The organism is Streptomyces sp. NPDC046915, assembly GCF_040644935.1.
Lineage (GTDB): Bacteria > Actinomycetota > Actinomycetes > Streptomycetales > Streptomycetaceae > Streptomyces.
This window is the reverse complement of the sequence record NZ_JBEYXB010000003.1, coordinates 1-24,031: the sequence shown is the minus strand read 5'-3', so window position 1 is coordinate 24,031 and position 24,031 is coordinate 1. Positions and strand designations below refer to the sequence as shown.

Here is a 24,031-nt window from a genome sequence, read left to right as displayed (position 1 = left end):
GGTCACGACACCGGTGATGACACCGGCCAGGAGCCGTCCCGTGAGCAACCACACGAAACCCACGTACTCCATCCTCATGCCCTTCGCGCCGCCGCGGCCCGAGCAGATCCTGCCCTACGCCGCGCTCACCCAGTGGAGCGGCGCACACCGGCTGTGGCAGGGCCAGGCCATGCTCAACCAGCCGCACCAGGCCTTCGCCTACGCCGCCGCGTCCGGTTTCCGGGTGCCGGTCGGACTCGGCGTGACCCTCATGCCGTTCACGCACCCCTACGAGGCCGCGCTCCAGGCCCAGTCGGTGGCCGCGGCGACCGGACACCCCGTGGTGGCGGGTTTCGGGCCGGGCGCGGCGGTGCTCCAGCGCAGCATGTACGGGGCCCCGTACCGCAGCCCGCTCACCGCGTCGCGTGAGTACCTCACGGCCGTACGGGGTCTGCTCGACGGCGAGGCGGTGGAGCAGGACGGCACGTACTTCACCTGCCACGGACGGCTGCTCCCCGTCCCGCGGCCGCCCATCGAGGTGGGGCTCGGCGTGCTCCGCCCGGCCATGGCCCGGCTGGCCGGCGAGGTCGCCGACACCGCCATCACCTGGCTGACGCCCGCCGCCTACCTGCGGGACACGATCGTCCCCGCCCTGCGCGAGGGCGCGGACGCCGCGGGGCGTCCGGTGCCCCGCCTGGTGTCCATCGTGCCGGTCGCCCTGGCGGGCCCGGACCGGGACCCGGCCGCGCTGGCCCTGGCGAGCAACATCGGCCATCTCCGGCTGCCGCACTACGTCGACATGCTGCGCCGCTCCGGCATCGAGACCGACAGCGACGCCCCGGCCGCCGGTGCCGCGGCCCTGGTCGAGGGACGGGCCTTCCTGTACGGGGAACCCAAGGTCCTCGCCGAGGAGCTGCGGACGTTCCACGAGGCCGGCGTCGACGAGATCGTGCTGAACGTGACCGGGGTGCACGGCACGTACGGCGGCCAGAGCGCGCTGCGCGAGCTGGAGGCGATCCTCGCGGAGGTGACGTCATGACGGAGCACGGCTCACCGGTACCGGGGATCCCCGTACCGGGAACCTCCGTACCCGGAACCCCCGTACCGGACGCGCAGGCGCCCGCCCTGGACATCGAGCGGCTGCTGGTCGTCACCGCCGGTTCCGCCTTCGCGACCGGCATGCCGTACTGGACCGACTGGCTGCGCCTGTCCTACCCCGGGCTGGAGATCAAGCTCGTCCTCACCCGCACCGCCCAGCGGTTCGTCACCCGGCAGGCGCTGGCGGGGCGGCTGCACCGGCGGGGCGAGGTGCTGCTCGACGAGTGGCCCGAGGACGAGGCGACGGCCCGCCACGTCGAACTGGCCGAATGGGCCCAGGGGGTCGTCGTCTATCCCGCGACGTTCCACTTCACCGCCCGGCTGGCGCTGGGCCTGGCCGACTCGCCCGCGCTGCTCGCCTGCCACTGCACCCGGGCCCCCGTGGCGGTCGCCCCGGCCCTGCCGCCGGGCGGCCTGGAGAGCGCCGCCTTCCAGGCGCACTGGGCCGCGCTGGCCACCCGCCCCAACATCGTCCTCGCCCCGCCCCATCCCGGCCTCAGCCTGACCACCGGTCGCGCCGACGCCTGGGTGCCGCCCCTGTTGCCGGAGGTCATCGGCATGCTGGAACACCGCCGTGCCGAGCTGGAGGCCGGCGCCCCCGATCGTGAACCGCCCGCCACACCGGCCGAGTTCGCCGCAGATCTGGCCCGCGCATGAGCGGCCTGGAAGCGATCCCGGCGGCCCCGGCGGTACCCGAGGGCGTGGTGGAGTACGGCACCGATCTGCTGCGCACCACCGTGCGGCCGTTGACCTCGGGCGGCCACGAATGGACCCGGACCTGCGGCCGGCTGGCGCCCACCGGGTTCCGGCCGGTCGGCGGGCTCGGCGACCGGCTGACGGCCGCCGGCCGTGACGGCGCCGTCCGGCCGGCCGTGGGCCAGGGCGACGCGACGAGCCGCCGGTACACGGTCGCGGGCGGCGAGTCGGTCGCCAACCGGCTGCTGTCCGCAGGCCCTCGGCCACAGCTGCGGGAGCCGCTGCGCGGGCTCGGCCGGACGCTGAACCGGCTGCACGCGGACGGCCCGCCGCCGTCGGCGCAGCGGCTCGGCCCGCCCCGCGGCCTGATCCGGCTCGACACCTGGCTGGCGGGCCGGGCCCCGGCCGCCCGTGCCGCCTACGTCGGCTCCCAACTGCGGGGCCGACTGGGCCCCGAGCGCTGGTCCAAGGCCACCGACTGGTGCCGCCAGGTCACCGAGGACACCGACGTGACGCTGGTGCACGGCGCTCCCGGCCTCGGCTCGCTGGTTGTCGGGGACGCCGTCGATCCGGCCGCCCTGCTGACGGGCGAGGACCTGGCGGTGGCCCCCTGGTACTTCGACCTGGGCTGGGTGCTGGGCGAACTGGTCGAACTGAAATGGCAGTTGGGCGGGGACCAGCAGGAGTGGCAACTCCTCCTGGAGGTGTTCTTCGAGGGGTACGGCCGGGACCTCGGCGCCCAGTGGAACCGCGTGGCGGCACTGCGCATCCTGCTGCACGTCCACGACATCGCCGCGTACGTCGGCTGGCACACCGCCGGGTTCGACCACTACGCCACGTTCCTGATGTTCCTGATCGACCTCTGATCGACCTCTGACCGGCCTCTGATCGACCTTTGACCGGCCCGAGCCGGCCCCGACTCCGCGACCACCAACGGGAGATGTTCGTCATGCGCGCCAACGGTCCGCAGCCCCGGCTGCACAGGTTCACCCTGCCGAACGGGCTGCGGGTGATCCTGGACTGCCGGTTCCCGCAGCCGAGGGTGGCGGTCGCGGTGCACCACGGCACCGGGTTCCGGTCCGAACCGCCCGGCCGCGAGGGGTTCGCCCACCTCTTCGAGCACCTGATGTTCCGGGGCAGCGCGAGCCTCCCCGACGGGCGCTACTACGACCATGTGCACCGCTTCGGCGCCCGGGCCAACGGCACCACGCACCAGGACTACACCGACTACTACCAGGTGGTGCCCGCCCAGGCACTGGAGCGGGCCCTGTTCGCGGAGGCCGACCGGATGCGCGCCCCGCTGTTCACCGAGACGGCGCTGGCGGAGCAACTGGACGGCGTGGCACAGGAGATCCACCAGGCGGTGCACGCCAGACCGTACGGCGGGTTCCCCTGGCCGCTGATGCCCGGCGCGCTGTTCCGGACCTTCGCCAACGCGCACGACGGCTACGGCGACGCCGACCGGCTGCGTACCACCACGGTCGCGGACTGCGCGGAGTTCTTCGCGGCGCACTACGTGCCCGGCAACGCCGTCCTGACCGTCGTGGGCGCGGCCGATCCCGAGGCCACCCGCGCCCTGGTCGAGCGGCACTTCGCCGGCATCCCGCCCCGCCCGCTCGCGCCCGGTCCCGTGCTCACCGAGCCCCGCCCCACCGAGGAGCGCTGGGTGGAGTGCAGCGAGCCGGGCATCACGGCGACCGCGCTGGCGACCGGCCACCGGCTGCCCGACCCGGCGGCGGACCTCCCGGCCTACCTGGCCCACGCCGTACTGGCGCGACTCACCGCCGAGCAGGGCCCGCCCGCACCCGGCCTGTCCCCGGTCAGCACGAGCTGCGGCTTCTTCGGCCCCCTGGACGCCAAGGACCCCGACGCCCTCATGGTCACGGCCCTGCTGCCGCACGACGCCGACCCGAAGCAGGCGGCGGCCGCGATCACCCGACGGTGGTCCGACTGGGCCGAGCGGCCCCCGGCGGAGGCGGTGCGGCGGACCGTACGGCTGATGACGGCCGAGCACCACCGTGACCACGGCGACCTCCAGACGCGGTGCCGCGCCCTGGGACGACTGGAGATCCTCTTCGGACGCGCCGACCTCCTCGACCTGCTGCCGGAACACCTCGCCGCCATCGGCCCGGCCGAAGTGGCGCACGCCGCGAAGGAGTTGGCGCAGGGCCCGGTGACGGGGCTGGTGCTCCGCCCCGGGCCGGGGCGTACCCGGCCGGAGGTGTCCTTCGCCGACGGGGACACCGAGCGCCGTGCGGCGGGCGGGAGTTCTCCGGCCGAGGACATGCCGGAGCCTCGGCCGCTGCCGCCGTACGGACCCCCCTTCGTGCCCGAGCCGGCTCCGCTGTGCGCGACGACGCTGGACGACGGGCTGCGCGTGGTCGCGCTCGCCGATCACCGGGCCCCGTCCGTGGAGGTACGGCTGCGGCTGCCGCTGGGACCGTACGGCTGGCGCGAGCCGGCCGGCGCGGAAGCGCTGCTGCGCCGGGCGCTGGCCCGCACCCGGGCGGTGGACCGCGCGGCGGCCCTGGGCGGCAGTCTGAGTGCGGGCACGGACGGGCAGTGGCTGGACGTCACGGGGGCCGTGCCGCCACGGGAACTGGCCGTCTGGCTGGCCGTCCTGGCCGAACTCACCGCGCCGCACGAGCCGTTCCCCGCGCTGCCGGACGGCCACAGGCTCGCCCGCCCGACGCCGCAGCGCCTGATGGACGACGCGGTACGCCGTCACTGGCTCGCGGACGCCGCCGCGGGGGAGGCCCGCCCGTGGGAGCGGCGGGGCGGCGTCCTGGTCCTGCTCGGCGACGTGGACCCGGAGCGGGCGGCCTCGCTGGCGCGGGACGCACTCTCCGGCAGGCCGTCCGTGCCCCCTCGTCCGGCGGAGACCGACCGGCAACACCCCCTGGGCGGCGGGCTGCTGGTGCTGCGCGCCCCGTCCGAGCCCGCACTGCACCTCACCCTGTGCGCACCCGAGCCGCCGGCCGGAAGCGGGGACGCCGAGACCACCGAGGCGGCCCGTTACCTGGCCACGGCCGCGTTCGGCGGCTACTTCGGGTCCCGGCTGGCCGCACGCCTCCGCCGGGTGACCGGCGCGGGCTACGAGGCGTACTCCGGACGGGACGTCGCGCTGGAGATCCCCCGGGTCTTCGTGCGGGCACGCGTGGCACCGCACCTGGCCGACGAGACGCTCGCCGGGATCCGCGAGGAACTGCGCCGAGCGGGGGTGGAACCGTTCGGCGAGGCGGAGGTGGCGGCGGCGCGGGAGTTCTGCGCGGCCCAGGCCCTCGGAGCCTTCGACTCCCCGGCCGGCCAGGCCGACCTGCTCCGCCAGCTCACCGCCGCGGGCCGCGACCCCCACTGGCTGCCCCGCCTCCCCCGGCTCCTGCGCGAGGTCCCCGCCCACGAGGTCGCACGTGCGGGCGCGGAGCTCTTCGCCGCCGCCGAGATGGACACGGTGCTCTTCGGCAACCTGGCCGCGGACCGCGCGAGGGAACTGGTACCGACGCCCGCGGGCCACGGCTGACGGCCGCTCCGGCCACTTCGCGCCCTCCCCGGCGCCGAACCGTCCGTGCCCGTCGGCTCGTTCGCCGCGTCGCTGCGCCGAATCCGCCGTGCCCGTCGGCTTGTTTGCCGCGTCGGCGCTCAGGGTGCGCCGTGCCCGGCCGTGAGTTCGCCGCGTTGCTGCGCCGAATCCGCCGTGCCCGGCGTCTCGTTCGCCGCGTCGGTGCTCAGGGTCCGGCGTGGCCGGCCGCGCGTTCGCCGCGTTGCTGCGTCCAATCCGCCGTGCCCGGCCGTGAATTCGCCGTATTGCTGCGCCGAACCGGCCACGCTCGCCCGCCCGCGCGTCCGCCGCGCCGGTGCTCCGGGCCCGCCACGCGCCGCGCCCCGGTGTACCGCCGAGGAGTACACCGGGGCCGTTCTGGTGCGGAGGGGCGCTACCGCTTCGCCGGGTCCGCAAGTGCCGCGATGCGGCGCAGTTCCGCCAGGTGGCCCGTGAGGGCCTCGCGGCCCGTGTCGGTGAGGGCGAGCCAGGTGTGGGTGCGGGAGTTCATGGGGGCCTTGGTGACGGTCGCGTAGCCGGCCGTCTGGAGGACCTTCATCTGCTTGCTCAGAACGGAGTCGCTGACCCCGAGGGCGTCGCGGATCACGGAGAACTCCATGGACTCGACGGCCGCGAGCATGGCGCAGATCTGGAGCCGGTGGGCCGGGTGGATGACCTCGTCGAGACCGGACATGGTCAGGACCGGCGCAGCAGGTCGCGGCGCAGCGCCTCGTCGTTGCGCCTGCTGACGTAGACGGTGAGGGCCAGTGCCAGGAGACCGGCGACCGACATGGCGCCCGGCAGGTCCATGGCCAGCTTGAGGGTCAGGCCGATGCCGCCGAAGACGATGAGCGCGATCAGGAACAGGCCGTTGAGCCCGCGGGTGCCGGGCGCGGACACGGAGCGGTTGACGGAAACACCCCGGGAGCGGGCCACGCTCAGCGTGAGCGCCGCCGGGAGGAGGATCCCGCCGACGACCACACCGGTGGGCACCAGGCTGCCGCCGAGGTCGATCGAGGCGAAGACGAGACCCACACCCAGGCCGAGACCGGCGTGGTACCACCAGGGGGCGGTGGCGCGGTCGGCGAGGGCGGCACGGGCGGTGTCCGCGCCGGCGAGGGCCGCGCGGGCGTCGGCAGGATCTTCGGGAACGATGTTTTCCATGTTGGAAAGTCTACCTCGACTTTCCAACATGGCAAGTCCCCGAACGCCGGTGACGAAAAGGGAGTTGGGCGGCTCCGGAGCCATCCGCCAGGACTCAGATCCACCCCCGCTCACGCGCGAGCAGCGCCGCCTGCGGGCGGCTCGCCGCTTCCAGGATCTGGAGGATGTTGGCGACGTAACGGCGGTACGTCCGGACCGAGACACCCAGGTCCCGCGCCCCGATCTCGTCCTTCGTGCCCTGGCACATGGCCTCCAGGACGCACTGCTCCACCGAGGGCAGCCGATCCGCGTCGGGTTCCGCGGAGAAGGCCGCCAGCTCCACGCCGCCGGCCCAGATCTTCTCGAAGAGCGCCACGAAGTTGGCGACGAGCCCGGCCTCCTGCGCCAGCAGCGCCCCGCGCGAACTGTCGGCCGGGTCGACCGGTGTCAGTGCCGTACGGCGGTCGTAGACGAGGATGCGCGCGGAGAGTTCGTCCACCACGCGGATCTCCGCGCCCAGTGAGGCCAGTTCGTGCAGATAGCCGACGGTGAGCGGGTCGTCCAGGGCCGCTCTCAGGACGACGCTCCGGATCCGTACGCCTCTTCTGATGCAGCGCAGGTCCAGTGGCCGGGCGTGCTGGATGTTCTCGGGGGTGAGCGCGGTGTACGGCTCGGCGGAAAGGATCTCCTCGCGGGCGAAGAAGGCGAGGGCGTCGATCTTGCTGCGGATGGTGTCGAGGTTGTCGATCTTCTCCACGACCGGTGCCGCGGCCGGTGCGCGGTCCTGTTCGCTGCGGAAGGAGGTGATCAGATGCCGGGCCTGCGTCACCGCCCTCATCTCGTCGTGCAGTTCTCTCAGCCGTATGTCGGTCAGGCTGTCCACGACCAGTTCGGGTGGGGCGGGGAGGTATCTGCCGTCGGCGCCCTCCGCCAGGACGGCCAGTGCGCTCAGCCTCTCCAGTGCCGACTCGACCTCCGGGAGCGGAGCGTCCAGTCGCGGGTGGACGTTGTCGGCCGTCGTGCCGGGATTTCTGAGGAAGTGACGGTAGAGCCGTTCCTCCAGCTCCGAGAGCCCGAGTACGGACATGTCCGCAATGGTCAATTCAGCACCCCCGTGCCTCGCTTCTCAGCTGCCGGGCGCCCTTGGTCGGAGGGGTGGCGGCAGCCGCGATGGTTGGTGCGATTATATGAAACGTTCTATGCAAAAGGAAGGTAAAGCTCCGGTGTTCTAATGGTCTTGTCCTTGGCCGGTCCTCGGCACGATCAGCCCCGTCTCATAGGCCACGACGACGGCCTGGGCGCGGTCGCGCAGGCGGAGTTTGGCGAGGATGCGGGCGACGTGGGTTTTCACGGTGGCCTCGCTGAGGCGGAAGCGGGCGGCCAGTTCGGCGTTGCTCAGGCCGGTGGCGAGCGTGCGCAGGACTTCGAGTTCGCGCGGGGTGAGGGCCGCCAGGTCGCGGTGGAGGGCGGGGGAGTCGGGGTCCTGCGAGACGAAGCGTTCGATGAGGCGGCGGGTGATGGCGGGGGCCAGCAGCGCGTCGCCGTTGCGGGCGAGGCGGACGGCGGCGACCAGGTGCTCCGGGGTGACGTCCTTGAGGAGGAAGCCGCTGGCGCCCGCGGTGAGCGCGGCGTAGACGTAGCGGTCGAGGTCGAAGGTGGTCAGCATGATGACGCGGGGCGGCTCGGGCAGGGCGCCGGACAGGATGCGCCGGGTGGCTTCCAGACCGTCGGTGCCGGGCATCCGGATGTCCATCAGGACCAGGTCGGGGCGGGTGCGGTGGACGGCTTCGACCGCTTCGTCGCCGTCGGCGGCCTCGGCCACGACGTCGACGCCGTCCGCGGTCAGGATCATGCCGAAGCCCGTACGTACCAGCGCCTGATCGTCGGCGATCAGCACGCGCGGCGGTGGGGTCATGAGAGCTCCTGGACCGGTGGGGCGGCGGGGACGACCGCGCGGACCCGGAAGCCGCCGGTGGGACGTTCGCCCGCCTCCAACGTGCCCCCGTAGACGGCGAGGCGTTCGCGCAGGCCGGTCAGGCCACGGCCGCCGCCGGGGCCGGCCGGTGCCGCGGAGGTGCCGCCGGTGTCGGACACCTCGATGTGCACGGCGTCCGGGGTGTGCTCGACGGCGACCCGGACACGGGCGCCGGCGGCGTGCTTGACCGTGTTGGTCAGCGCCTCCTGCACCACGCGGTACGCGGCCAGATCGGCCCCGGCGGGCAGCGGCGCCGGGGTGCCGGTGACCGTCAGTTCGACGGGGACGCCGGTCGCCCGCACACGCGCGGTGAGGGCGTCCACCTGCGCCAGGCCCGGTTGCGGCGCCAGCTCGGGGTCCGACGTACGGTCCGGGGGAACGTCCGAGTCCGCCATGGTGAGCAGTCCCATGACATGGCGCAGTTCGGTCATCGCGGTGCGCCCGCCGGCCTCGACGGCGAGGAGGGCCTCGCGGGCCCGGTCCGGCGCTGCGTCCATCACCTTGCGGGCCGCGCCCGCCTGGATGACCATCACGCTCACATTGTGGGTGACGATGTCGTGCAACTCACGTGCGATTCGGGAGCGTTCGCGTTCCACGGCCAGCCGGGTGGCGGCCCGCTGCTCCTCCCGCAGGACGCGTACCCGCTGTTTCCAGGTGTGCACCGCGCCGGCGCCGAAGCCGACTCCGAGCAGTGCGAGGAACGGCAGCAGACCAGGTGTGAGGTGCGGGAAGGTCTCGTCGTGGAACGCGGCGAGCAGGCCGGCGCCGAGCACCACACTGGCGAGGGCGCCCACCCGGTGCGGGCTGTACACGGCGGCGCTGTAGGCGGCGACCACACAGGAGAGGAAGGTGTACACGGTTGCGTCGCCCCCGCCGAGGCGTCGCCCGAACGCCAGGCTCACGGCGGTCACCGCCCAGAACGAGGCCAGCGGATACCGCCTCCGCACCACCAGGGGCAACGCCGTCAGGGCCGCCAGCACCAGCAGCCCGGGTGAGACGGCCGCCTGTTCGAGGCCCCGTACACCGGGCAGCGGCGCACCGGGCGCATCCGGCACGCTGGGCACAACAGGCGCGCCGCCCTGCGCCGTTGCCCCTGCCGATCCCGGATCCACCCACGGTCCCCCGGCCGGCGGAACCGGGAACGCGCCGTGGTCCTGCCGCTGCGTACTGCCCACCGTGCAGGCGGCGAGCACGACGGCGAGGATCCCGTCGGCCACCCACGCCCAGCGGGACGGGCGCGGCAGCGGGCCCCGGCCCAGCAGCGGCACCGGGGCCGGCAGCGGAAGCCGAGCGAGTACCGCGGCGACGCCCGACCGCCACCGCCCCGCGATCCTTGCGATCCTTGCGATCCCCGCGATACCCGCCCCCACAGCCCCGGCCATGCGCCCAGTGTGGCAACCTCCCGCTCCCACCCACATCCCTCCCGGCGCGGACGGCACGGCGGGGCGCTGCAACCCCCGCGTACATCGCGAGGATGACGCCCCCGCCGGGTCATCCGGAAACGGCAGCCGGGTTCGCCGTCGCGGCCGACGCCCCCGGCACCGTCCGGCCCCTACCTTCGGGCCCCATGACAACGAACCCGCCCGTCATCGACATCCGGGACGCCACCAGAACGTACGGCGAAGGCCCCCCGGCCCTCGCCGACGTGACCCTGAGCGTGTGCGCCGGAGAGGCGGTCGCCGTCCTCGGCCCGTCCGGCAGCGGCAAGTCGACGCTGCTCAACCTGATCGCCGGGCTCGACCGGCCGAGCACGGGCAGCGTCACGGTCGCCGGCCTGCGGGTGGACGAACTGAGCGAGGCCGCGTCAGCGCAGTACCGGCGGACCCGGATCGGCATGGTCTTCCAGTTCTTCAACCTCCTCGACGACCTGACCGTCACCGACAACGTGCTCCTCCCGGCCCAACTGGCCGGCCTGCCCCGGGCCGAGGCCCGCAGACGTGCCGCCGGACTGCTGGAGCACCTGCGCATCGACCGGCACGCCGACGCCTACCCCGGCCGGCTGTCCGGCGGCGAACGGCAACGGGTCGCCGTGGCCCGCGCCCTGATGAACCGTCCGGCCCTGCTGCTGGCCGACGAGCCGACGGGCGCGCTGGACACCGCCGCCGGCGAGGACGTCCGTGAGCTGCTGACCGACCTCAACGCGGAAGGCCAGACGATCGTCCTCGTCACCCACGACCTGGGCCTGGCCCGTTCCTGCGCCACCCGCACCGTCGAACTGGTCGACGGCCGCGTCGTCCGCGACAGCGCCTCCGTGGGGGTGGCCCGATGAGCGCCCTCGCCCGAGTCGTCCGCGCCGGAGTGGGCCGTCGCCGCGTCCAGACCGCCGTACTGATCATGACCACGTTCATGTCCGTCACGGCCTCCGTCCTCGCCGCCGGGCTCCTCCTGGCGTCCCGGGCGCCCTTCGACCACGCCTTCGCCCAGCGCCACGGCGCCCACCTGACCGCACGGTTCGACGGGACGAGGGTGATGCCGGCGCGGCTCGCGGCCACCGCGCACGCGGCCGGGGTGACCGACGTGGCGGGCCCCTTCGCGACCCTGTCCGCGCGCCCCCGCACGGTCTCCGCGTCGGACATGCTGCCCGCCGGGGTCGACCTGCCGCCGCTGACCGTCGTGGGCCGGACCGCGGCCGGAGGGCCGGTCGACCGGGTCACCCTCACGGAGGGCACCTGGGCCACCCGTCCGGGCCAGATCGTGCTGGCCGTCGGCACGGTTCCGCTGCGTCCGGGCGCCCGGCTGAAGATCCCCGACGCACCGGGCGGCCCGACCCTGACCGTGGTGGGCGTCGCCCGTTCGGTGACCGGCACCGCGGACGCCTGGGTGACCCCCGCGCAGGCCGAGGCCCTGACCGGGACGGGCGGCGCACCCGCGTACGAGATGCTCTACCGCTTCCGGCACGCCGGTACCGGCGCCGAAGTGGCCGCCGACCGGGCCGCGATCGGCGCTGCGGTACCGAAGGGGGCGATGACCGGGGCGCAGTCGTATCTGACCGTCCGGCAGCGGGAGACCGCCAACGCGATGGCGTTCGTGCCCTTCCTGGCCGCCTTCGGTGTTCTCGGACTGCTGCTGTCGGTGCTGGTCATCGGCATCGTGGTGAGTGGCGCGGTGGGCGCCGCGACCCGGCGCATCGGCATTCTGAAGTCCCTCGGCTTCACCCCGGCGCAGGTGGTGCGGGCCTACGTCGGGCAGGCGCTGATCCCGGCGGGGATCGGCTGCGTGCTGGGGCTGGCCCTGGGCAATCTGCTGGCCGTCCCGGTGCTCGGTGACGTCGGCGAGGCCTTCGACGGGCCGTCGGCGTCGATCCCGGTGTGGATCGACGTCGCGGTGCCCGCGGCCGCCCTCGTCCTGGTGGCGCTGGCCGCGCTGCCGCCCGCGTTGCGCGCCGGCCGGCTGCGCACCGTGGAGGCGATCACGGTGGGGCGCACGCCCCGCGCGGGACGGGGGCGTGCGGTACGGCGGCTGACGGGACGGCTGCCGGTGCCGCGTGCGGTCGGGCTGGGGCTGGCGCACCCGTTCACCCGCCCGGCGCGCTCGGCCGCGACGGCCGCCGCGGTCGTCTTCGGCGCGGTCACCGTCACGTTCGGGGTCGGGCTCGCCCTGACGCTCGGGGCGGTCCAGTCGGGCCGCATGCTCGGCTCGGCCGGTTCGGTGACCGTGGCGGCGGGCGGCTCGCAGGCCCCGCCGGGCGCCCAGGCGGTCCCCGCGGCCGGTGGGCGGGACCGGCCGAAGGCCGACCCGGCCCGGGTCGCCGCCGCACTCCGCGCCCAGCCCGGGACCGCCCGGTTCTACGGCATCGCCCAGGCGCAGGTGAACGCGTCCGGGATCACCGGCGCCACGACCGTGGTCGCCTACCAGGGCGACGCCTCCTGGGCCGCCCCCCGGATGGTCTCGGGCCACTGGCTCGACGGCCCGCGCCAGGCGGTGGTCACCCGCCGCTTCCTCGACGCCGCCGGAATCCACGTGGGCGACACGGTGCCCCTGACCGAGCAGGGGCGGCACACCACGGTACGGATCGTCGGCGAGGCGTTCTTCACCGAGGGCGAGGGCATGGAACTCCTCACCCGTACCTCGACCCTCGCGGACCTGGGACTCGACGCGACACCGGGCCGGTACGACGTGCGGACGAAGCCGGGTACGAACCTCGCGCACTACCTCGCCTCGCTCCGGACCGCCCTCCAGCCGGCCGGCGCGGTCGCCATGGCCGACACGGGGAACGAGTCCGACGTCATCATGACCATGGACGCGCTGATCGGCACGCTCACCCTGATGCTCGTGGCGGTGGCGGGCCTGGGCGTGCTCAACACGGTTCTCCTCGACACCCGTGACCGCGTCCACGACCTCGGCGTCCTCAAGGCCCTGGGGATGAGCCCGCGGCAGACCGTGGCCATGGTCGTCACCTCGGTCGCCGGGACCGGGCTGCTCGCCGGGCTGGCGGGGGTTCCGGTGGGGGTCGCCCTGCACCGGTACGTCACTCCCCTGATGGGCGATGCGGTCGGCATGACCCTGCCCCCGTCGGACATCGCCGTCTACCACGCGCCCCAGCTCGTCCTGCTCGCCCTCGGCGGGCTGGTCATCGCGGTCGCGGGCGCGCTGCTGCCGGCCGGGTGGGCGGCCAGGGGGGACACCGCCGGTGCGCTGCGCACCGAATGAGCGGGCGCGCGCCCGGGGCCGTATACGGATGTGAAGCGGGCGCACGCCCGACCCAAAGCGGGGCAAAGCCGCCGCAAAAGTAAACCGGAGTCGGGAAGAGCGGAGCCCCTGAGGCAACATCTTGGTGAACGGAGACCTCGCGCGCACAGGGCGTGGGGTTGCCGTCGGCCGCATGAGGTGAGGGACGTGGTGGAGCCGAGGATCGCCGTCGCCGTGGTGACCATGGGCAACCGGCCCGCCGAAGTCGACGCCCTGCTGGAGTCCGTGGCCAAGCAGGACCTCGCCCCCGCCCGGATCGTCATCGTCGGCAACGGCTGCCGGCTGCCCGAGTTCGCCCGGCGGCTGTCACTGCCCGGCGAGGTCACCACCCTCGACGTGGACGACAACCTCGGCTGCCCCGGCGGGCGGAACGTCGCCCTCGCCCGGCTGCGGGAGTTCGGCGACGTGGACGTCGTGGTCGACCTCGACGACGACGGGCTGCTGGTCGACGCCGACGTACTGCGCCGGGTGCGGGACCTGTACGCCGCCGACCCGCGCCTGGGCATCGTCGGCTTCCGCATCGCCGACGAGAACGGCGAGACCCAGCAGCGGCACGTGCCCCGGGTCGGCGCCTCGGACCCGATGCGGGGCGGCTACGTGACCGGGTTCCTCGGCGGCGGGCACGCCCTGAGCATGCGGATGCTGGCCGAAACCGGTGACTGGGCCGCCGAGTTCTTCTTCGCGCACGAGGAGACCGATCTGGCGTGGCGGGCCGCCGACGCCGGCTGGAAGATCCTCTACGCGCCCGAACTGCTCCTGCGGCACCCGAAGACCTCGCCCGCCCGGCACGCCATCTACCACCGGGTGACCGCCCGCAACCGCGTCTGGCTGGTCCGGCGCCGGCTGCCCCTGCCGCTGATCCCGGTCCACCTGGGCGTGTGGACGCTGCTCACCCTCCTGCGCACCCGGTCGGCCGCCGGCCTCAGGGCCTGGTTCGGCGGATTCGTGGAAGGACTGCGCGAATCCGCCGGGGAGCGACGGCCCATGCGCTGGCGGACGGTGTGGCGGCTGACCCGCCTGGGACGCCCGCCCGTCATCTGACACGAAGCCGAACGGGGAGACGGGCGGGGAAGACAGGCAGGGGAGACAGACGGGGGAGACGGACGGGACAAGGACCCCGGTCGGTCACCTCCGCCGACCGGGGCCCTCTTGCGTCCCCGGATCCGGCCTGCGGCGACACTCCCCCGAGTTGCGCGTCGTACGCGCGCGCCGTCGGGCCAGCTCCGTGGAACGATCACATCAGGACGCGCCAACGGATCGCTAACATGTGGCCAACGGTTTCTTCTGAGGCAGTCGATCGGATGGCGTGAACTCGCCGGGCGACGGCGGCCGTAGGCCGGAACCGTAACGGATTCCGGCGGTAACCGACAGAGGGCAGGTGGCGGGATACCGTCGGGGACAGGGCGGAATTCCGCCACGGACGGCGGGCGCGCGCCCGCCGCGGAGCACGGTCCGGTATGACCGCGCGGGAAGGCAGTGGACGGCGAGATGCGGCGGTGCGAGCTGCGGTTCGGACTGCTGGGCCCACCCGTCCTGTACGACCGTGCGGCGTACGGTATTTCGTACAACGCCGTGGAGGACGCCGGCGACCCGCTCGTCCACGAATCCCGCACGGGCCGCGGCCGCGACGCCCACGACATCCACGACACCGGGGACCGCAGCGGCTCGGCCCCCTCGGTCCGGCCGATCGGCAGCCCCAAGGTGCGTGCCCTGCTCGCCGCGCTGCTGCTGGAGGCCGGCCGCGTCGTGTCGGTCGACGCGCTCAAGGACGCGCTGTGGGGCGGTGCGCCGCCCGCCTCGGCGCGGGCCTCGCTGCACAACCACGTCACCCGGCTGCGGCGGATCCTCGACGACCCGGAGCGGCTGCGGGCCGTACCGCCGGGCTATCAGCTGCGCGTCTACGACGGCGAGTTGGACGTGCACCTCTTCGACGCGCGGGTGACCGAGGCGCGGACCGCGCACAGCCGCCGGGACTGGGCGGGCGTGCTGCGCGCCTGCACGGCGGCGCTCGCGCTGTGGCGGGGCGCGCCGCTGAGCGGGCTGCCCGCCGAACTCGGCGGATACGCCTTCACCCAGCGCCTGGAGGAAGCGCGGCTGCTCCTGCTGGAGTGGCGGTACGACGCCGAGCTGGCCCTCGGCGGCCCCCGGCTGTCCTCCCTGGTCCCGGAGTTGGCCGCCCTGGTGGCCGAACATTCCCTGCGCGAGGCCTTCCACCGCCAGCTCATGCTGGCCCTGCACCGCACCGGCCGCCAGGCCGAGGCCCTCGCCGTCCACCGCGACCTGCGCACCCGCCTGGTCGAGGAACTCGGCATCGAGCCTGGCCCGGCGATACGCAAAGCCCATGTCGAGGTGCTGCGGGGGGCGGAGGAGGCCGAGCGGACGGGGGGCGAACGGACGGACTCCGAAGCGGCGACCGCCCCTGTAGGCCGGGAGGAGGACGACGGCGCGCCGTCCCAAGAGGACACCCCTGTCCCGTCGCACACCCCCGCGGCCACGCGCAGGAACGCCACTCCGCCCGCCCAACTCCCGCCACCACCAGCGCATTTCACCGGTCGCGTCGCCGTACTCCAGGACCTGCGCCGCGCCCTCGCCCGCCCCGGTGCGGACGACGGCCACGCCGAGGACGGCCACGCACGGCCCCCCGTCGTCGCCGTCATCAGCGGCATGGCCGGCGTCGGCAAGAGCGCCCTGGCCCTCCATGTGGCACACCAGCTGCGGGAACGATTCCCTGATGGGCAGTTGTACGTCAGCCTGCACGGCGCCACCCCCGGCATGTCCCCGCTGCCCCCCGCCCAGGCCCTCGGCGCCCTCCTGCGCGACCTCGGCGCCGACCCCCGCAGCATCCCCGAACATCCGGACGCGGCCGCCGCGTTGCTGCGCTCCCTGCTCGCGCCGACCCGCACCCTCATGGTGCTGGACGACGCCGCCAACGCCGCGCAGGTACGGCCACTGCTGCCGGCCGGCGCCGGATGCGCGGTGATCGTCACCAGCCGCTCCCCGCTGACCGCCCTCGACGGCGCCGACCGCTTCCCGCTCGGGCCGCTGACCGGCGAGGACAGCGCGGCCCTGCTGCGCACGGTCTCCGGCCGCGACGGGCTCGACGCCGGGCACCCCCTCGTCGAGCTGACCGGCCGCCTGCCGCTCGCCCTGCGGGTGGTCGCCGCCCGGCTCGCCGCCCGCCGCGCCCTCACCCCGGACGTCCTCGCCGGCCAACTGGCCGCCACCGAAGGCCGCCTGCACCACCTGGAGTACGACGACCTGAGCGTCCGCCGCTCCCTGGCCGTCGCGCACGACGCGCTCGCCGCCTCCGTGCGCGAGGCCGACCGGGACGCGGCCCGCGCCCTGCGCCGCATCGGCGCCCTCGACCTGCCCGCGTACGGCGCGGCCCTGATCGCCCGTCTCACCGGCACCGACGAGCGCCGGGCCGAGGCCGCCCTCGACCGCCTGGTCGACGTCGCCCTGCTGGAGGAGACCGCGTACGGCCGCTACGCACCCCACGACCTCGTCCGCGACTTCGCCCGGGAACTCACCGCCGCCGGCGAGGACACCGCCGCCGCCACCGCGGCCCTGCGCTGGTACGCCGCCGTCGCCGAGCGCACCCTCACCGCCATCGTGGAACAGGGCCTCGACCAGGACGACCGCCGCCGCCCGACGGCCGCCCAGCCGCCGACACACGCGGCGGAGGTGCGGGCCGTACCGCCCTTCGGCTCCGCCGAGGAGGCCTTCGCCTGGGGCGACGAGGAACTGGAGAGCGTCGTCGCCCTGGTCGAGCGGTACGCCGAGACCCCCGACGACCGGCAGGCCGCCCATCTCGCCACGCTCGTGCGGCTGTTCTTCCCCTGTCTCCAGCGCGGCGGCCGGGTGGCCGAGATGGAGGTGCTCGGCCGGGCCGCCCTGGGCACGGCACGGCGGCTCGGCGACGAGGCGGCCGAGGCGTACGCGCTGGGCGACCTGGCGGGCCTGCACTTCCTGACCGGCCGGCAGAACGACGCCCTCGCCCTCACCGACCAGGCCCTGACGATCTGGCGGCGCCTGGGCACGGTCTCCTGGATCCGGCGCTGCCTCAACAACCGGGGCCTGCTGCTGGAGGGCCTCGGCCGGTACGCGGAGTCCGGCGAGGCGCTGCGGCAGAGCCTGGAGTACTCGCGGCAGCTCAACGACCCCTACGGGGAGGCCATCACCTACAGCCACCTCGGCAACCTGTACGAGCACACCGACCCGCGCGCCGCCATCGAACAGCACCGGCGCTCGCTGGCGATCGGGGACGCGATCGGCGCCGTCATCGTGCAGCACTCCGCGCACTGCAACACCGGCTACGCCCACCTCACCCTCGGCGAACCGGCCGCCGCCGCCACGCACTTCGAGGAGAGCCTGCGCATCCTCGGCGGCCACGGCGACTGGCACGGCGAGTCCCAGACCCGGCTCGGCCTGGTCCGCGCGCTCCGGCAGCTGGGCCGCACCGAACGCGCCGGGCGCGAGTGCGCCGAACTGCTGACCCGCGCGGACGCCCGCGCCGACCGCTACATGGGCGGCCTCGCCCGCCACCAGCACGGGTTCCTGCTGCGCGAGGAGGGGCGTGTTCGGGAGGCGTACGAGGCCTGGCGCGAGGCGCTCGCCGCGCTGGACGGCACGGACGAGAAGGCGGTCGTGGCACAGCTGCGGGAGCTGCTCGCCGCGAACGGATGATCACTTGGCGTCGGCATAGCACTCCACCACCGCGGTCGTGAACGGAAACCTCACCGGCGTCTGGCCGAACGTCAGCCGCCCCGCCAGGTCCGCCGCCTCCCGGATCGCCGCCACCACCGTCTCGGCCTCCTCCTCGGGACAGTGCACGATCACCTCGTCGTGCTGGAAGAAGACCAGCTCGGCCGCCAGGTCCGCACAGGCCCGGCGCAGCGCGGCGAGCAGCAGCAGGGCCCAGTCGGCGGCACTGCCCTGCACCACGAAGTTGCGGGCGAAGCGGCCACGGGCGCGGGCGTTGGTGGAGGCGTAACCGGGCACCCACTGCTGCCCGTCGGACTCCTCCTCCCCGGCCGGGATGCCGGCTTCCTCCGCCGCGTCCTGGTCGGCCCCGGCCGCGGGCGGGCAGGTCCGCCCCAGCCAGGTGCGCACCAGCCGCCCCTCCTCACCGGCCCGCGCCGCGTCGTCGACGTACGCCACGGCCTTGGGGAAACGGCGTCTGAGCGCGGCGAGGTTCTTCAGGCCGTCACCGGAGGTCTGGCCGTAGACCGCGCCGAGCACGGCGAGCTTGGCCTGCGCGCGGTCGCCGGAGAAGGCCCGGTCGGAGACGGACTGGTACAGGTCGCTCGCCCGGCCGGCCACCTCCATCAGCCCCGGATCCCGGGAGATCGCCGCCAGCACCCGCGGCTCCATCTGGTCGGCGTCGGCGACCACCAGCCGCCAGCCGGGGTCGGCGACCACCGCCCGCCGGATCACCTTGGGTATCTGGAGCGCGCCCCCGCCGTTGGTGACCCAGCGCCCGGTGACCGTCCCGCCCGCGAGGAACTCCGGCCGGAACCGCCCCTCGCGCACCCAGTCGTGCAGCCAGGTCCAGCCGTGCGCGACCCAGATGCGGTACAGCTTCTTGTACTCCAGCAGCGGCTTCACGGCCGGGTGGTCGAGGGATTCGATCTCCCAGCGGCGGGTGGACTTCACCTTGATCCCGGCCTGGGCGAAGGCCTTGACGACATCGGCGGGCAGGTCGGGCCGCACCCTGCGGCCGAACGCCGCGGACACCTCGTCCGCCAGCTCGGCCAGCCGGCGGGGTTCGCCCCCGCCCGCGTACCGCTCGCCGAGCAGATCGCGCAGCAGCTCGCGGTGGACGTCCGCGCTCCACGGCAGTCCCGCGCGGTTCATCTCTGCGGCCACCAGCATCCCCGCCGACTCGGACGCCGTCAGCAGCCGCATCCGGTCGGGGTGCGCGGCCCGGTCGTGCCGCCGCTGCTGCTCGGCGTAGACCGCGAGGAGGTCCGCCAGCGGCAGGCGGGTGCCCTGCGGCTCGAACAGCGGGGACTGCGCGCCCGGTTCGGCGGCGCGCTGCGGTGGATCGGGCGGTACGGGGCCGCCCCGGAGGCGGGCCAGGGCGGCGGCGGCCGAACGCGGCTCGCCGTACCGCCCCTCGTGGCCCAGCAGCAGTGTCTCGGCGTCCTCGATGTCGTAGCACCGCTCCACTCGCACCCCCGTGGCGAGCAGACGCGGATAGACCTCGGCGGTCGACCGCCACACCCAGCGCGTCACCTCCGGGCGGCTCCGCACCGCCCCGGCGAGATCGGGCTCCCGCCGCACCGGCCCGCAGGGCAGCCCGTCCGGGCCGAGGGGGGCGAGCTCCACGCCACCGTCCTCGGCCGGCGCGAGCGCCCAGCGGTCGGTCATGACTGGAGTGTGGCAGGGGGGTCTGACAACGGCCTCAGCTCGGCTGGGGCGGGGCCTGAAGAAACTTCTCCAGGGCCTCGGCGAGCTGGGCCTCCACCGGTTCCTTCTCGATACCGAGGCCGGACAGCACCCCGGTGCCGTGCTCGAACTCCAGCAGGGCCAGCAGGATGTGCTCGGTGCCGATGTAGTTGTGTCCGAGGCGGAGGGCCTCGCGGAAGGTGAGTTCCAGGACCTTCTTGGCGTCGGAGCTGTACGGGACGAGCTCCAGGGCCTGTTCGGCGGCGGGCGGGAGCGCGGCGGTCGCGGCTGCCCGCACGGCGTCGGCGGAGACGCCCCGGGCGGCGATCGCCTTGGCGGCCAGGCCGTCGGGCTCGGCGAGCAGGCCGAGGACCAGATGGGCCGGCACGACCTCGGTGTGGGGAGCGGCCTTGGCCTCGTTGTGCGAGGTCATCACCACGTTGCGGGCGCGCGTGGTGTACCGCCCGAAGCCCTGGTTCGGGTCCAGGTCGGTGGACTCCTTCGGCACGAACCGCTTCTGCGCGGCCTGCCGGGTGACGCCCATGCTCTGGCCGATGTCGGTCCAGGACGCACCGGAGCGCCGGGCCTGGTCCACGAAGTGGCCGATCAGATGGTCGGCCACCTCACCGAGGTGATCCGCGGCGATCACCGCGTCCTGGAGCTGGTCGAGGGGCTCGGCGTGGACCTTCTTGATCGCCGCGATGAGGTCGTCGAGACGTACGGATGACGTGGTCGGGTTCGTCGACATATGTCAACCTTAGGTTGACACCGAGGGGGCGTCAACCCGAAGTTGACAGCGATCGGGCTCTACTCCCGTCCTCTGCTCGGGTCCTCAACTCGACTCCTCTACTTGGGCGTCGCCGCCAACCGCACCGCCAGCCCCGCGAACACCGTCCCGCTGAACAGGTCCAGCCCCCGCGCCACCCGCCGGCTGCGCCGCAGCAGCGTGGCGAGCTTCCCCGACAGCAGCCCGACCGAGCCGTCCACCACCAGGCCCATCACCGTGATCGTGACGCCGAGCAGGAGGAACTGCTCGCGCACATGCCCCAGCCCGGGGTCCACGAACTGCGGCAGGAAGGACACGTTGAAGAGGATCACCTTGGGGTTCAGCAGGTTGGTGACGGCCCCTCGCCAGAAGGCCCACCGCCGTCCCGCCCCCGCGGCCCCGTCCGTCTCGACCGGGGCGGAGCCGCCGCGGAACGCCTTGACCGCGAGGTACAGCAGATAGGCGGCGCCCGCCCAGCGCAGCACGTGGTAGAGCACCGGCAGCGTCAGGAACAGCGCCGACAGCCCGAGCGCCGCGGCGACCGCGTGCACGAACATCGCGCAGGCCACCCCGACGGCGGCCGTCACCCCCGCCGAGGGACCGCCCCGGCCGCCCATCGCCACGATGAACATCATGTCGGGACCGGGAGTGACACAGAGCGCGAAGGCGGCGACGAGGAACGCCGCGTAGAGAGATGTGTCGACCATGCCGGCCATGCTTCGGGCGGCCCCGCGGCGGGGCGACCGAATTTCGGGGAGTGAGACGCCGGCCGTCCGACCCCATCCGTTGTCCACAGGCTGTGGACGGCCGCCGCCCGCTGTCGGCGGCCCATGGCACGATCGACGGGTGAGCAGCGAGACCAGCACCGTCGAGCGCGCCTTCCGGGCCGCCCTGTACGACGATTCCGACCCCGGCCTGGACACGGGCGCGTCACTCCTCGCGGCCGACCCCGGGGCGGACGCCGAACTGGCCCGGCGTGGAACGGAGCTGGTCGCGACGGCCTGGCGGCGCGGCTGGCAGCCCGCCGACGTCGTACGACTGGTGCGGCGCGAGCTGGAGGACGCGCACGTGGCGCTGGCGGCGGAGCTCATCCGGGCGCAGGCGCCGGGGGACCGGCTGCGTGGTCGGCGCTGGGCCGCGCAGCTCGAGGCCCTCCCGGAGCCGGACGGACCCGCGCGCGTGGCCGACCGTTTCTCGCACGCCACCACCGTCCTCGAGGTGTACCGCCTGCTGCTGCGGCTGCCCTCCCTGGAGCCCCTGGACGAACCCCGCCAGGAGCAGCACCGGCCCGCCTCCCGCATGCTCACCCGGATCCGGGCGCTGCTCGCCAAGGCGGAGGCGACCGGGTACCCGGAGGAGGCGGAGGCGCTGAGTGCCAAGGCGCAGGAGCTGATGGCCCGGCACAGCGTCGACGAGGCGCTGCTCGCGGCCGGGGCGCCCTCGGCGGACACGCCCGGCGCCTGCCGGATCGGCGTCGAACCGCCGTACGAACAGGCCAAGGCGGTCCTGCTCGACGCGGTCGCCACCGCCAACCACTGCCGGGCGGTGTGGAACGAACCGCTCGGCTTCTCCACGGTCGTCGGCTTCGAGCCCGACCTGGAGGCGGTCGAGCTGCTCCACACCTCGCTCCTCGTGCAGGCCACGCGCGCGATGACGAAGGCCGAGGCAGCCCAGCGAGCCGGCGGCCGCAAGCGGACGAAGACTTTCCGGCAGTCGTTCCTCGCGGCCTACGCCCACCGCGTCGGCGAGCGCCTCGCGGCCGTCGCCGGGACCCAGGTCACCCAGGACCTGCTCCCGGTCCTGGCCACCCGCGAGACAGCCGTCACCCACCGCCTGGAGAACCTGTTCCCGGAGACCACCACGACCCGGCTGCGCGGTGTGAGCGACGCGGCGGGCTGGACGGAGGGCGCCCGGGCGGCGGACCGGGCCCAGGTCGGGGCCCGCCCGCGCCTGGACTGAGCCTCTGTCGGGGCGAGCCTCAGTCGCCGACCTGCTGGAAGGCGCTCACCGAGGCCTGGTCGCCGGCCTTGGTCTTCCCGGCCACCGGACCGTACTTCCAGGGGAAGCTCTGGTCGGCGCTGCCGCCGGGCAGGGTGATCTTCACGGTCTTGGCCGCGAGGCTGTTCCTGCCGCCGGCCGCGCCCCGTACGTAGGAGATGGTGAAGGACGCGGAGTCGCCCTTGGCGAGCTTCAGCTTCTGCGCCTTCGCGCCCTGCTGGGCGGAGAGGCTCGCCGAGGCCCCGCCGCCTTCCAGCGTGACGCCGGGAAAGTGCTCCAGGGTGCACGGCGCGCTCTGGTTGGTGATGCTGACGGGCACCTCGCCCGTGTCCCCGGCGGCCGGGGCCACACTCGCGGAGCCGATCTGCACGGAGACCCCGCCGATCTCGCAGGCGGAGCTGTTCTTGCCCTTGTCGCCGCTGCCGCCGCCGTGGCCGCAGGCGGTCAGGACGAGGGCGGCGGCGAGGGCGGTGACGGTGAGCGGAATGGCGCGCATGAATGGTGTCCCTGTCGAGAGCGTGACGGTGCCCCAGCATCATTGCGCCTGCGCGCGGAGTCCCGTCGCACGCCCCACCGTTCAGGACGCGGGGAAGCTCGCCGTCGCCAGCCCCGACGGCAGCTTGCCGCCCTCGGCCTTGGTGTACGTCTCCTTGCCGGCCTTGCCCGACCAGGTGACCTTCAGTGAGTCCTTGCCGGTCGAGTCGACCATCCCGGTCGCCCGGTCCTTGCTGCCGTCGGCGCAGCTCAGGTGGATCATCTCCATCCCGGCCTCCTCGCCGGCGGTGCCGCTGCACACGGTCCCGCCGGTGGAGAACAGCCCGGCCTTCTTGCCGGTGACGACCAGGGCGACGGCCTTGCCGTCGGTCGTGGCGAGCCAGCTGCCCTGAAGGGCGCCGGACGAGCCCGTGACCCCGCCCGTGCCGCCCCCGCTGTCCGCGGACGAGGAGGCCGAAGCGGACGCCGATGCGCTCGGGCCCGTCGAGGAGTCGTTCTTGGAGTCGCCCCCGCCGCCGCACGCGGTCAGCGCCAGCGCGCCCGCCAGCCCCGCCGCCGCGGCCGCTGTCCGCACCCTCGTGGACGCCGCCGGCGCCACCTTCTTGGTCGGGGAAGTCACTGCATGCTCCCAAGCTGTAGCCGGAAACGGCCGCCGGTCGACCGGCGGGACCGCAGCAAGCTACCAGCACTTCCCAGGAGGACCTCATAGGCAGGCACGGGCAGGCACAGGTAGGCGTTTCCCTACGCTTGACTGGTAGGGAAACACCTACCTATCGTCGAGGACATGAACGGCATGAACGGTATGAACATCACCCACGCCTCCTTCCTCACCCTCCCGGTCGCCGACCAGGACCGCGCCCTGCGCTTCTACACGGACGTCCTCGGCTTCGAGGTCACCGCCGACCTGGCCATGCCGCAGGGCCGGTGGCTGCAAGTCGCCCCCAAGGGCGCGCAGACCGTCTTCACGCTGTCCGGTCCGGGCATGGGGGATTTCGAGCCCGGCTCCGCTCGGGGGATCATGTTGGTCACGACCGACGTCGACGCCGACTGCGCACGGCTCGCCGGGGCGGGGATCGCGGTGGAGGGCCCCGGTGACTTCCCCTGGGGCCGGATGGCCTCCTTCCGGGACCCCGACGGCAACGGCCTGATGCTGCTCACGGAGGCTCGCGACTAGTGCCGCGGCAGGCAACGTTTGCCCGTCAAGGAGCGGCGTCCGGTGCGTGCTCTCGGCGTGCCGGGTGCGAGCCCTCGTACTGGATGTACT

At 74.2% G+C, this 24,031-nt stretch carries 20 protein-coding genes; 10 read left to right on the top strand and 10 right to left on the bottom strand.

The window, feature by feature from the left end; translation table 11 throughout:
• Positions 1–16 precede the first annotated feature (16 nt).
• The 4 genes from ABZ915_RS08245 (at position 17) to ABZ915_RS08230 (ending at position 5,293) form a co-directional block, all read left to right on the top strand.
• Positions 17–1,018 carry an LLM class flavin-dependent oxidoreductase gene (locus ABZ915_RS08245; protein WP_361799427.1) on the top strand — a complete coding sequence of 334 codons (1,002 nt, stop codon included), beginning with the start codon at positions 17–19 and terminating at the stop codon, positions 1,016–1,018.
• The gene (locus ABZ915_RS08240; RefSeq protein ID WP_361797826.1) at positions 1,015–1,734 is read left to right on the top strand and encodes a flavoprotein; all 720 of its coding nucleotides are present in this window, start codon (positions 1,015–1,017) and stop codon (positions 1,732–1,734) included. Before ABZ915_RS08245 ends, ABZ915_RS08240 begins: the two co-directional genes overlap by 4 nt.
• On the top strand, positions 1,731–2,639 hold the full coding sequence (locus ABZ915_RS08235) for a hypothetical protein (protein ID WP_361797824.1): 909 nt from the start codon (positions 1,731–1,733) through the stop codon (positions 2,637–2,639). The genes ABZ915_RS08240 and ABZ915_RS08235 overlap by 4 nt, the downstream gene beginning before the upstream one ends.
• Before the next feature lie 83 nt (positions 2,640–2,722).
• Positions 2,723–5,293, top strand: a complete 2,571-nt coding sequence (locus ABZ915_RS08230; protein WP_361797821.1) for an insulinase family protein — start codon at positions 2,723–2,725, stop codon at positions 5,291–5,293.
• Positions 5,294–5,705: 412 nt separating this feature from the next.
• Here ABZ915_RS08230 and ABZ915_RS08225 read toward each other — a convergent pair whose 3' ends face one another.
• From ABZ915_RS08225 to ABZ915_RS08205, 5 genes are all read right to left on the bottom strand, one after another.
• The gene (locus tag ABZ915_RS08225; RefSeq protein ID WP_361797818.1) at positions 5,706–6,005 is read right to left on the bottom strand and encodes a transcriptional regulator; all 300 of its coding nucleotides are present in this window, start codon (positions 6,003–6,005) and stop codon (positions 5,706–5,708) included.
• Between the two features lie 2 nt (positions 6,006–6,007).
• Complete coding sequence (locus tag ABZ915_RS08220) at positions 6,008–6,475, bottom strand: hypothetical protein (protein ID WP_361797815.1); 468 nt, start codon at positions 6,473–6,475, stop codon at positions 6,008–6,010.
• 94 nt (positions 6,476–6,569) lie between these two features.
• A complete protein-coding gene (locus tag ABZ915_RS08215; RefSeq protein ID WP_361797812.1) occupies positions 6,570–7,541 on the bottom strand; it encodes a helix-turn-helix transcriptional regulator in 972 nt (323 codons plus the stop codon).
• 141 nt (positions 7,542–7,682) lie between these two features.
• Positions 7,683–8,369: a response regulator transcription factor gene (locus tag ABZ915_RS08210; RefSeq protein WP_361797809.1), complete on the bottom strand. Its 687-nt coding sequence runs from the start codon at positions 8,367–8,369 to the stop codon at positions 7,683–7,685.
• Positions 8,366–9,811 (bottom strand): histidine kinase, encoded by a 1,446-nt coding sequence (locus ABZ915_RS08205; RefSeq protein ID WP_361797806.1) that lies wholly within the window; start codon positions 9,809–9,811, stop codon positions 8,366–8,368. The genes ABZ915_RS08210 and ABZ915_RS08205 overlap by 4 nt, the downstream gene beginning before the upstream one ends.
• A gap of 185 nt (positions 9,812–9,996) precedes the next feature.
• On the opposite strand from ABZ915_RS08205, the gene ABZ915_RS08200 reads away from it, so the two are divergent.
• From ABZ915_RS08200 to ABZ915_RS08185, 4 genes are all read left to right on the top strand, one after another.
• Positions 9,997–10,698, top strand: coding sequence for an ABC transporter ATP-binding protein (locus tag ABZ915_RS08200; protein ID WP_361797803.1), 702 nt, complete (start codon positions 9,997–9,999; stop codon positions 10,696–10,698).
• Positions 10,695–13,079 carry an ABC transporter permease gene (locus tag ABZ915_RS08195; RefSeq protein WP_361797800.1) on the top strand — a complete coding sequence of 795 codons (2,385 nt, stop codon included), beginning with the start codon at positions 10,695–10,697 and terminating at the stop codon, positions 13,077–13,079. The genes ABZ915_RS08200 and ABZ915_RS08195 overlap by 4 nt, the downstream gene beginning before the upstream one ends.
• A gap of 186 nt (positions 13,080–13,265) precedes the next feature.
• The gene (locus tag ABZ915_RS08190; RefSeq protein ID WP_361797797.1) at positions 13,266–14,159 is read left to right on the top strand and encodes a glycosyltransferase; all 894 of its coding nucleotides are present in this window, start codon (positions 13,266–13,268) and stop codon (positions 14,157–14,159) included.
• A gap of 447 nt (positions 14,160–14,606) precedes the next feature.
• Complete coding sequence (locus ABZ915_RS08185) at positions 14,607–17,804, top strand: BTAD domain-containing putative transcriptional regulator (RefSeq protein ID WP_361799424.1); 3,198 nt, start codon at positions 14,607–14,609, stop codon at positions 17,802–17,804.
• Here the strand turns inward: ABZ915_RS08185 and ABZ915_RS08180 are convergent, their stop codons facing one another.
• From ABZ915_RS08180 to ABZ915_RS08170, 3 genes are all read right to left on the bottom strand, one after another.
• Positions 17,805–19,490 carry a bifunctional 3'-5' exonuclease/DNA polymerase gene (locus ABZ915_RS08180; RefSeq protein ID WP_361797794.1) on the bottom strand — a complete coding sequence of 562 codons (1,686 nt, stop codon included), beginning with the start codon at positions 19,488–19,490 and terminating at the stop codon, positions 17,805–17,807.
• A gap of 34 nt (positions 19,491–19,524) precedes the next feature.
• Positions 19,525–20,256, bottom strand: coding sequence for a Clp protease N-terminal domain-containing protein (locus ABZ915_RS08175; protein ID WP_361797791.1), 732 nt, complete (start codon positions 20,254–20,256; stop codon positions 19,525–19,527).
• A 98-nt stretch (positions 20,257–20,354) separates the two neighbouring features.
• The gene (locus tag ABZ915_RS08170) at positions 20,355–20,981 is read right to left on the bottom strand and encodes a LysE family translocator (RefSeq protein WP_361797788.1); all 627 of its coding nucleotides are present in this window, start codon (positions 20,979–20,981) and stop codon (positions 20,355–20,357) included.
• 139 nt (positions 20,982–21,120) lie between these two features.
• Between ABZ915_RS08170 and ABZ915_RS08165 the strand changes: the two genes are divergently transcribed.
• A complete protein-coding gene (locus ABZ915_RS08165) occupies positions 21,121–22,233 on the top strand; it encodes a DUF2786 domain-containing protein (RefSeq protein WP_361797785.1) in 1,113 nt (370 codons plus the stop codon).
• 19 nt (positions 22,234–22,252) lie between these two features.
• On the opposite strand, the gene ABZ915_RS08160 is transcribed toward ABZ915_RS08165, so the two are convergent.
• Together ABZ915_RS08160 and ABZ915_RS08155 are read right to left on the bottom strand one after the other, a co-directional pair.
• Positions 22,253–22,768: a DUF4232 domain-containing protein gene (locus ABZ915_RS08160; protein ID WP_361797782.1), complete on the bottom strand. Its 516-nt coding sequence runs from the start codon at positions 22,766–22,768 to the stop codon at positions 22,253–22,255.
• Positions 22,769–22,849: 81 nt separating this feature from the next.
• The gene (locus ABZ915_RS08155) at positions 22,850–23,386 is read right to left on the bottom strand and encodes a hypothetical protein (protein ID WP_361797779.1); all 537 of its coding nucleotides are present in this window, start codon (positions 23,384–23,386) and stop codon (positions 22,850–22,852) included.
• A 183-nt stretch (positions 23,387–23,569) separates the two neighbouring features.
• On the opposite strand from ABZ915_RS08155, the gene ABZ915_RS08150 reads away from it, so the two are divergent.
• Positions 23,570–23,941: a VOC family protein gene (locus ABZ915_RS08150; protein ID WP_361799421.1), complete on the top strand. Its 372-nt coding sequence runs from the start codon at positions 23,570–23,572 to the stop codon at positions 23,939–23,941.
• Positions 23,942–24,031 lie beyond the last annotated feature (90 nt).

What these genes read in the sequence shown, in the direction of transcription:
- ABZ915_RS08205 (WP_361797806.1), bottom strand. Translation starts at nt 9,811, where the DNA reads ATGGCCGGGGCTGTGGGGGCGGGTATCGCGGGGATCGCAAGGATCGCA.
- ABZ915_RS08175 (WP_361797791.1), bottom strand. Translation starts at nt 20,256, where the DNA reads ATGTCGACGAACCCGACCACGTCATCCGTACGTCTCGACGACCTCATC.
- ABZ915_RS08210 (WP_361797809.1), bottom strand. Translation starts at nt 8,369, where the DNA reads ATGACCCCACCGCCGCGCGTGCTGATCGCCGACGATCAGGCGCTGGTA.
- ABZ915_RS08240 (WP_361797826.1), top strand. Translation starts at nt 1,015, where the DNA reads ATGACGGAGCACGGCTCACCGGTACCGGGGATCCCCGTACCGGGAACC.
- ABZ915_RS08220 (WP_361797815.1), bottom strand. Translation starts at nt 6,475, where the DNA reads ATGGAAAACATCGTTCCCGAAGATCCTGCCGACGCCCGCGCGGCCCTC.
- ABZ915_RS08150 (WP_361799421.1), top strand. Translation starts at nt 23,570, where the DNA reads ATGAACATCACCCACGCCTCCTTCCTCACCCTCCCGGTCGCCGACCAG.
- ABZ915_RS08215 (WP_361797812.1), bottom strand. Translation starts at nt 7,541, where the DNA reads ATGTCCGTACTCGGGCTCTCGGAGCTGGAGGAACGGCTCTACCGTCAC.
- ABZ915_RS08170 (WP_361797788.1), bottom strand. Translation starts at nt 20,981, where the DNA reads ATGGTCGACACATCTCTCTACGCGGCGTTCCTCGTCGCCGCCTTCGCG.
- ABZ915_RS08235 (WP_361797824.1), top strand. Translation starts at nt 1,731, where the DNA reads ATGAGCGGCCTGGAAGCGATCCCGGCGGCCCCGGCGGTACCCGAGGGC.
- ABZ915_RS08180 (WP_361797794.1), bottom strand. Translation starts at nt 19,490, where the DNA reads ATGACCGACCGCTGGGCGCTCGCGCCGGCCGAGGACGGTGGCGTGGAG.
- ABZ915_RS08195 (WP_361797800.1), top strand. Translation starts at nt 10,695, where the DNA reads ATGAGCGCCCTCGCCCGAGTCGTCCGCGCCGGAGTGGGCCGTCGCCGC.
- ABZ915_RS08160 (WP_361797782.1), bottom strand. Translation starts at nt 22,768, where the DNA reads ATGCGCGCCATTCCGCTCACCGTCACCGCCCTCGCCGCCGCCCTCGTC.
- ABZ915_RS08245 (WP_361799427.1), top strand. Translation starts at nt 17, where the DNA reads ATGACACCGGCCAGGAGCCGTCCCGTGAGCAACCACACGAAACCCACG.
- ABZ915_RS08230 (WP_361797821.1), top strand. Translation starts at nt 2,723, where the DNA reads ATGCGCGCCAACGGTCCGCAGCCCCGGCTGCACAGGTTCACCCTGCCG.
- ABZ915_RS08200 (WP_361797803.1), top strand. Translation starts at nt 9,997, where the DNA reads ATGACAACGAACCCGCCCGTCATCGACATCCGGGACGCCACCAGAACG.
- ABZ915_RS08225 (WP_361797818.1), bottom strand. Translation starts at nt 6,005, where the DNA reads ATGTCCGGTCTCGACGAGGTCATCCACCCGGCCCACCGGCTCCAGATC.
- ABZ915_RS08185 (WP_361799424.1), top strand. Translation starts at nt 14,607, where the DNA reads ATGCGGCGGTGCGAGCTGCGGTTCGGACTGCTGGGCCCACCCGTCCTG.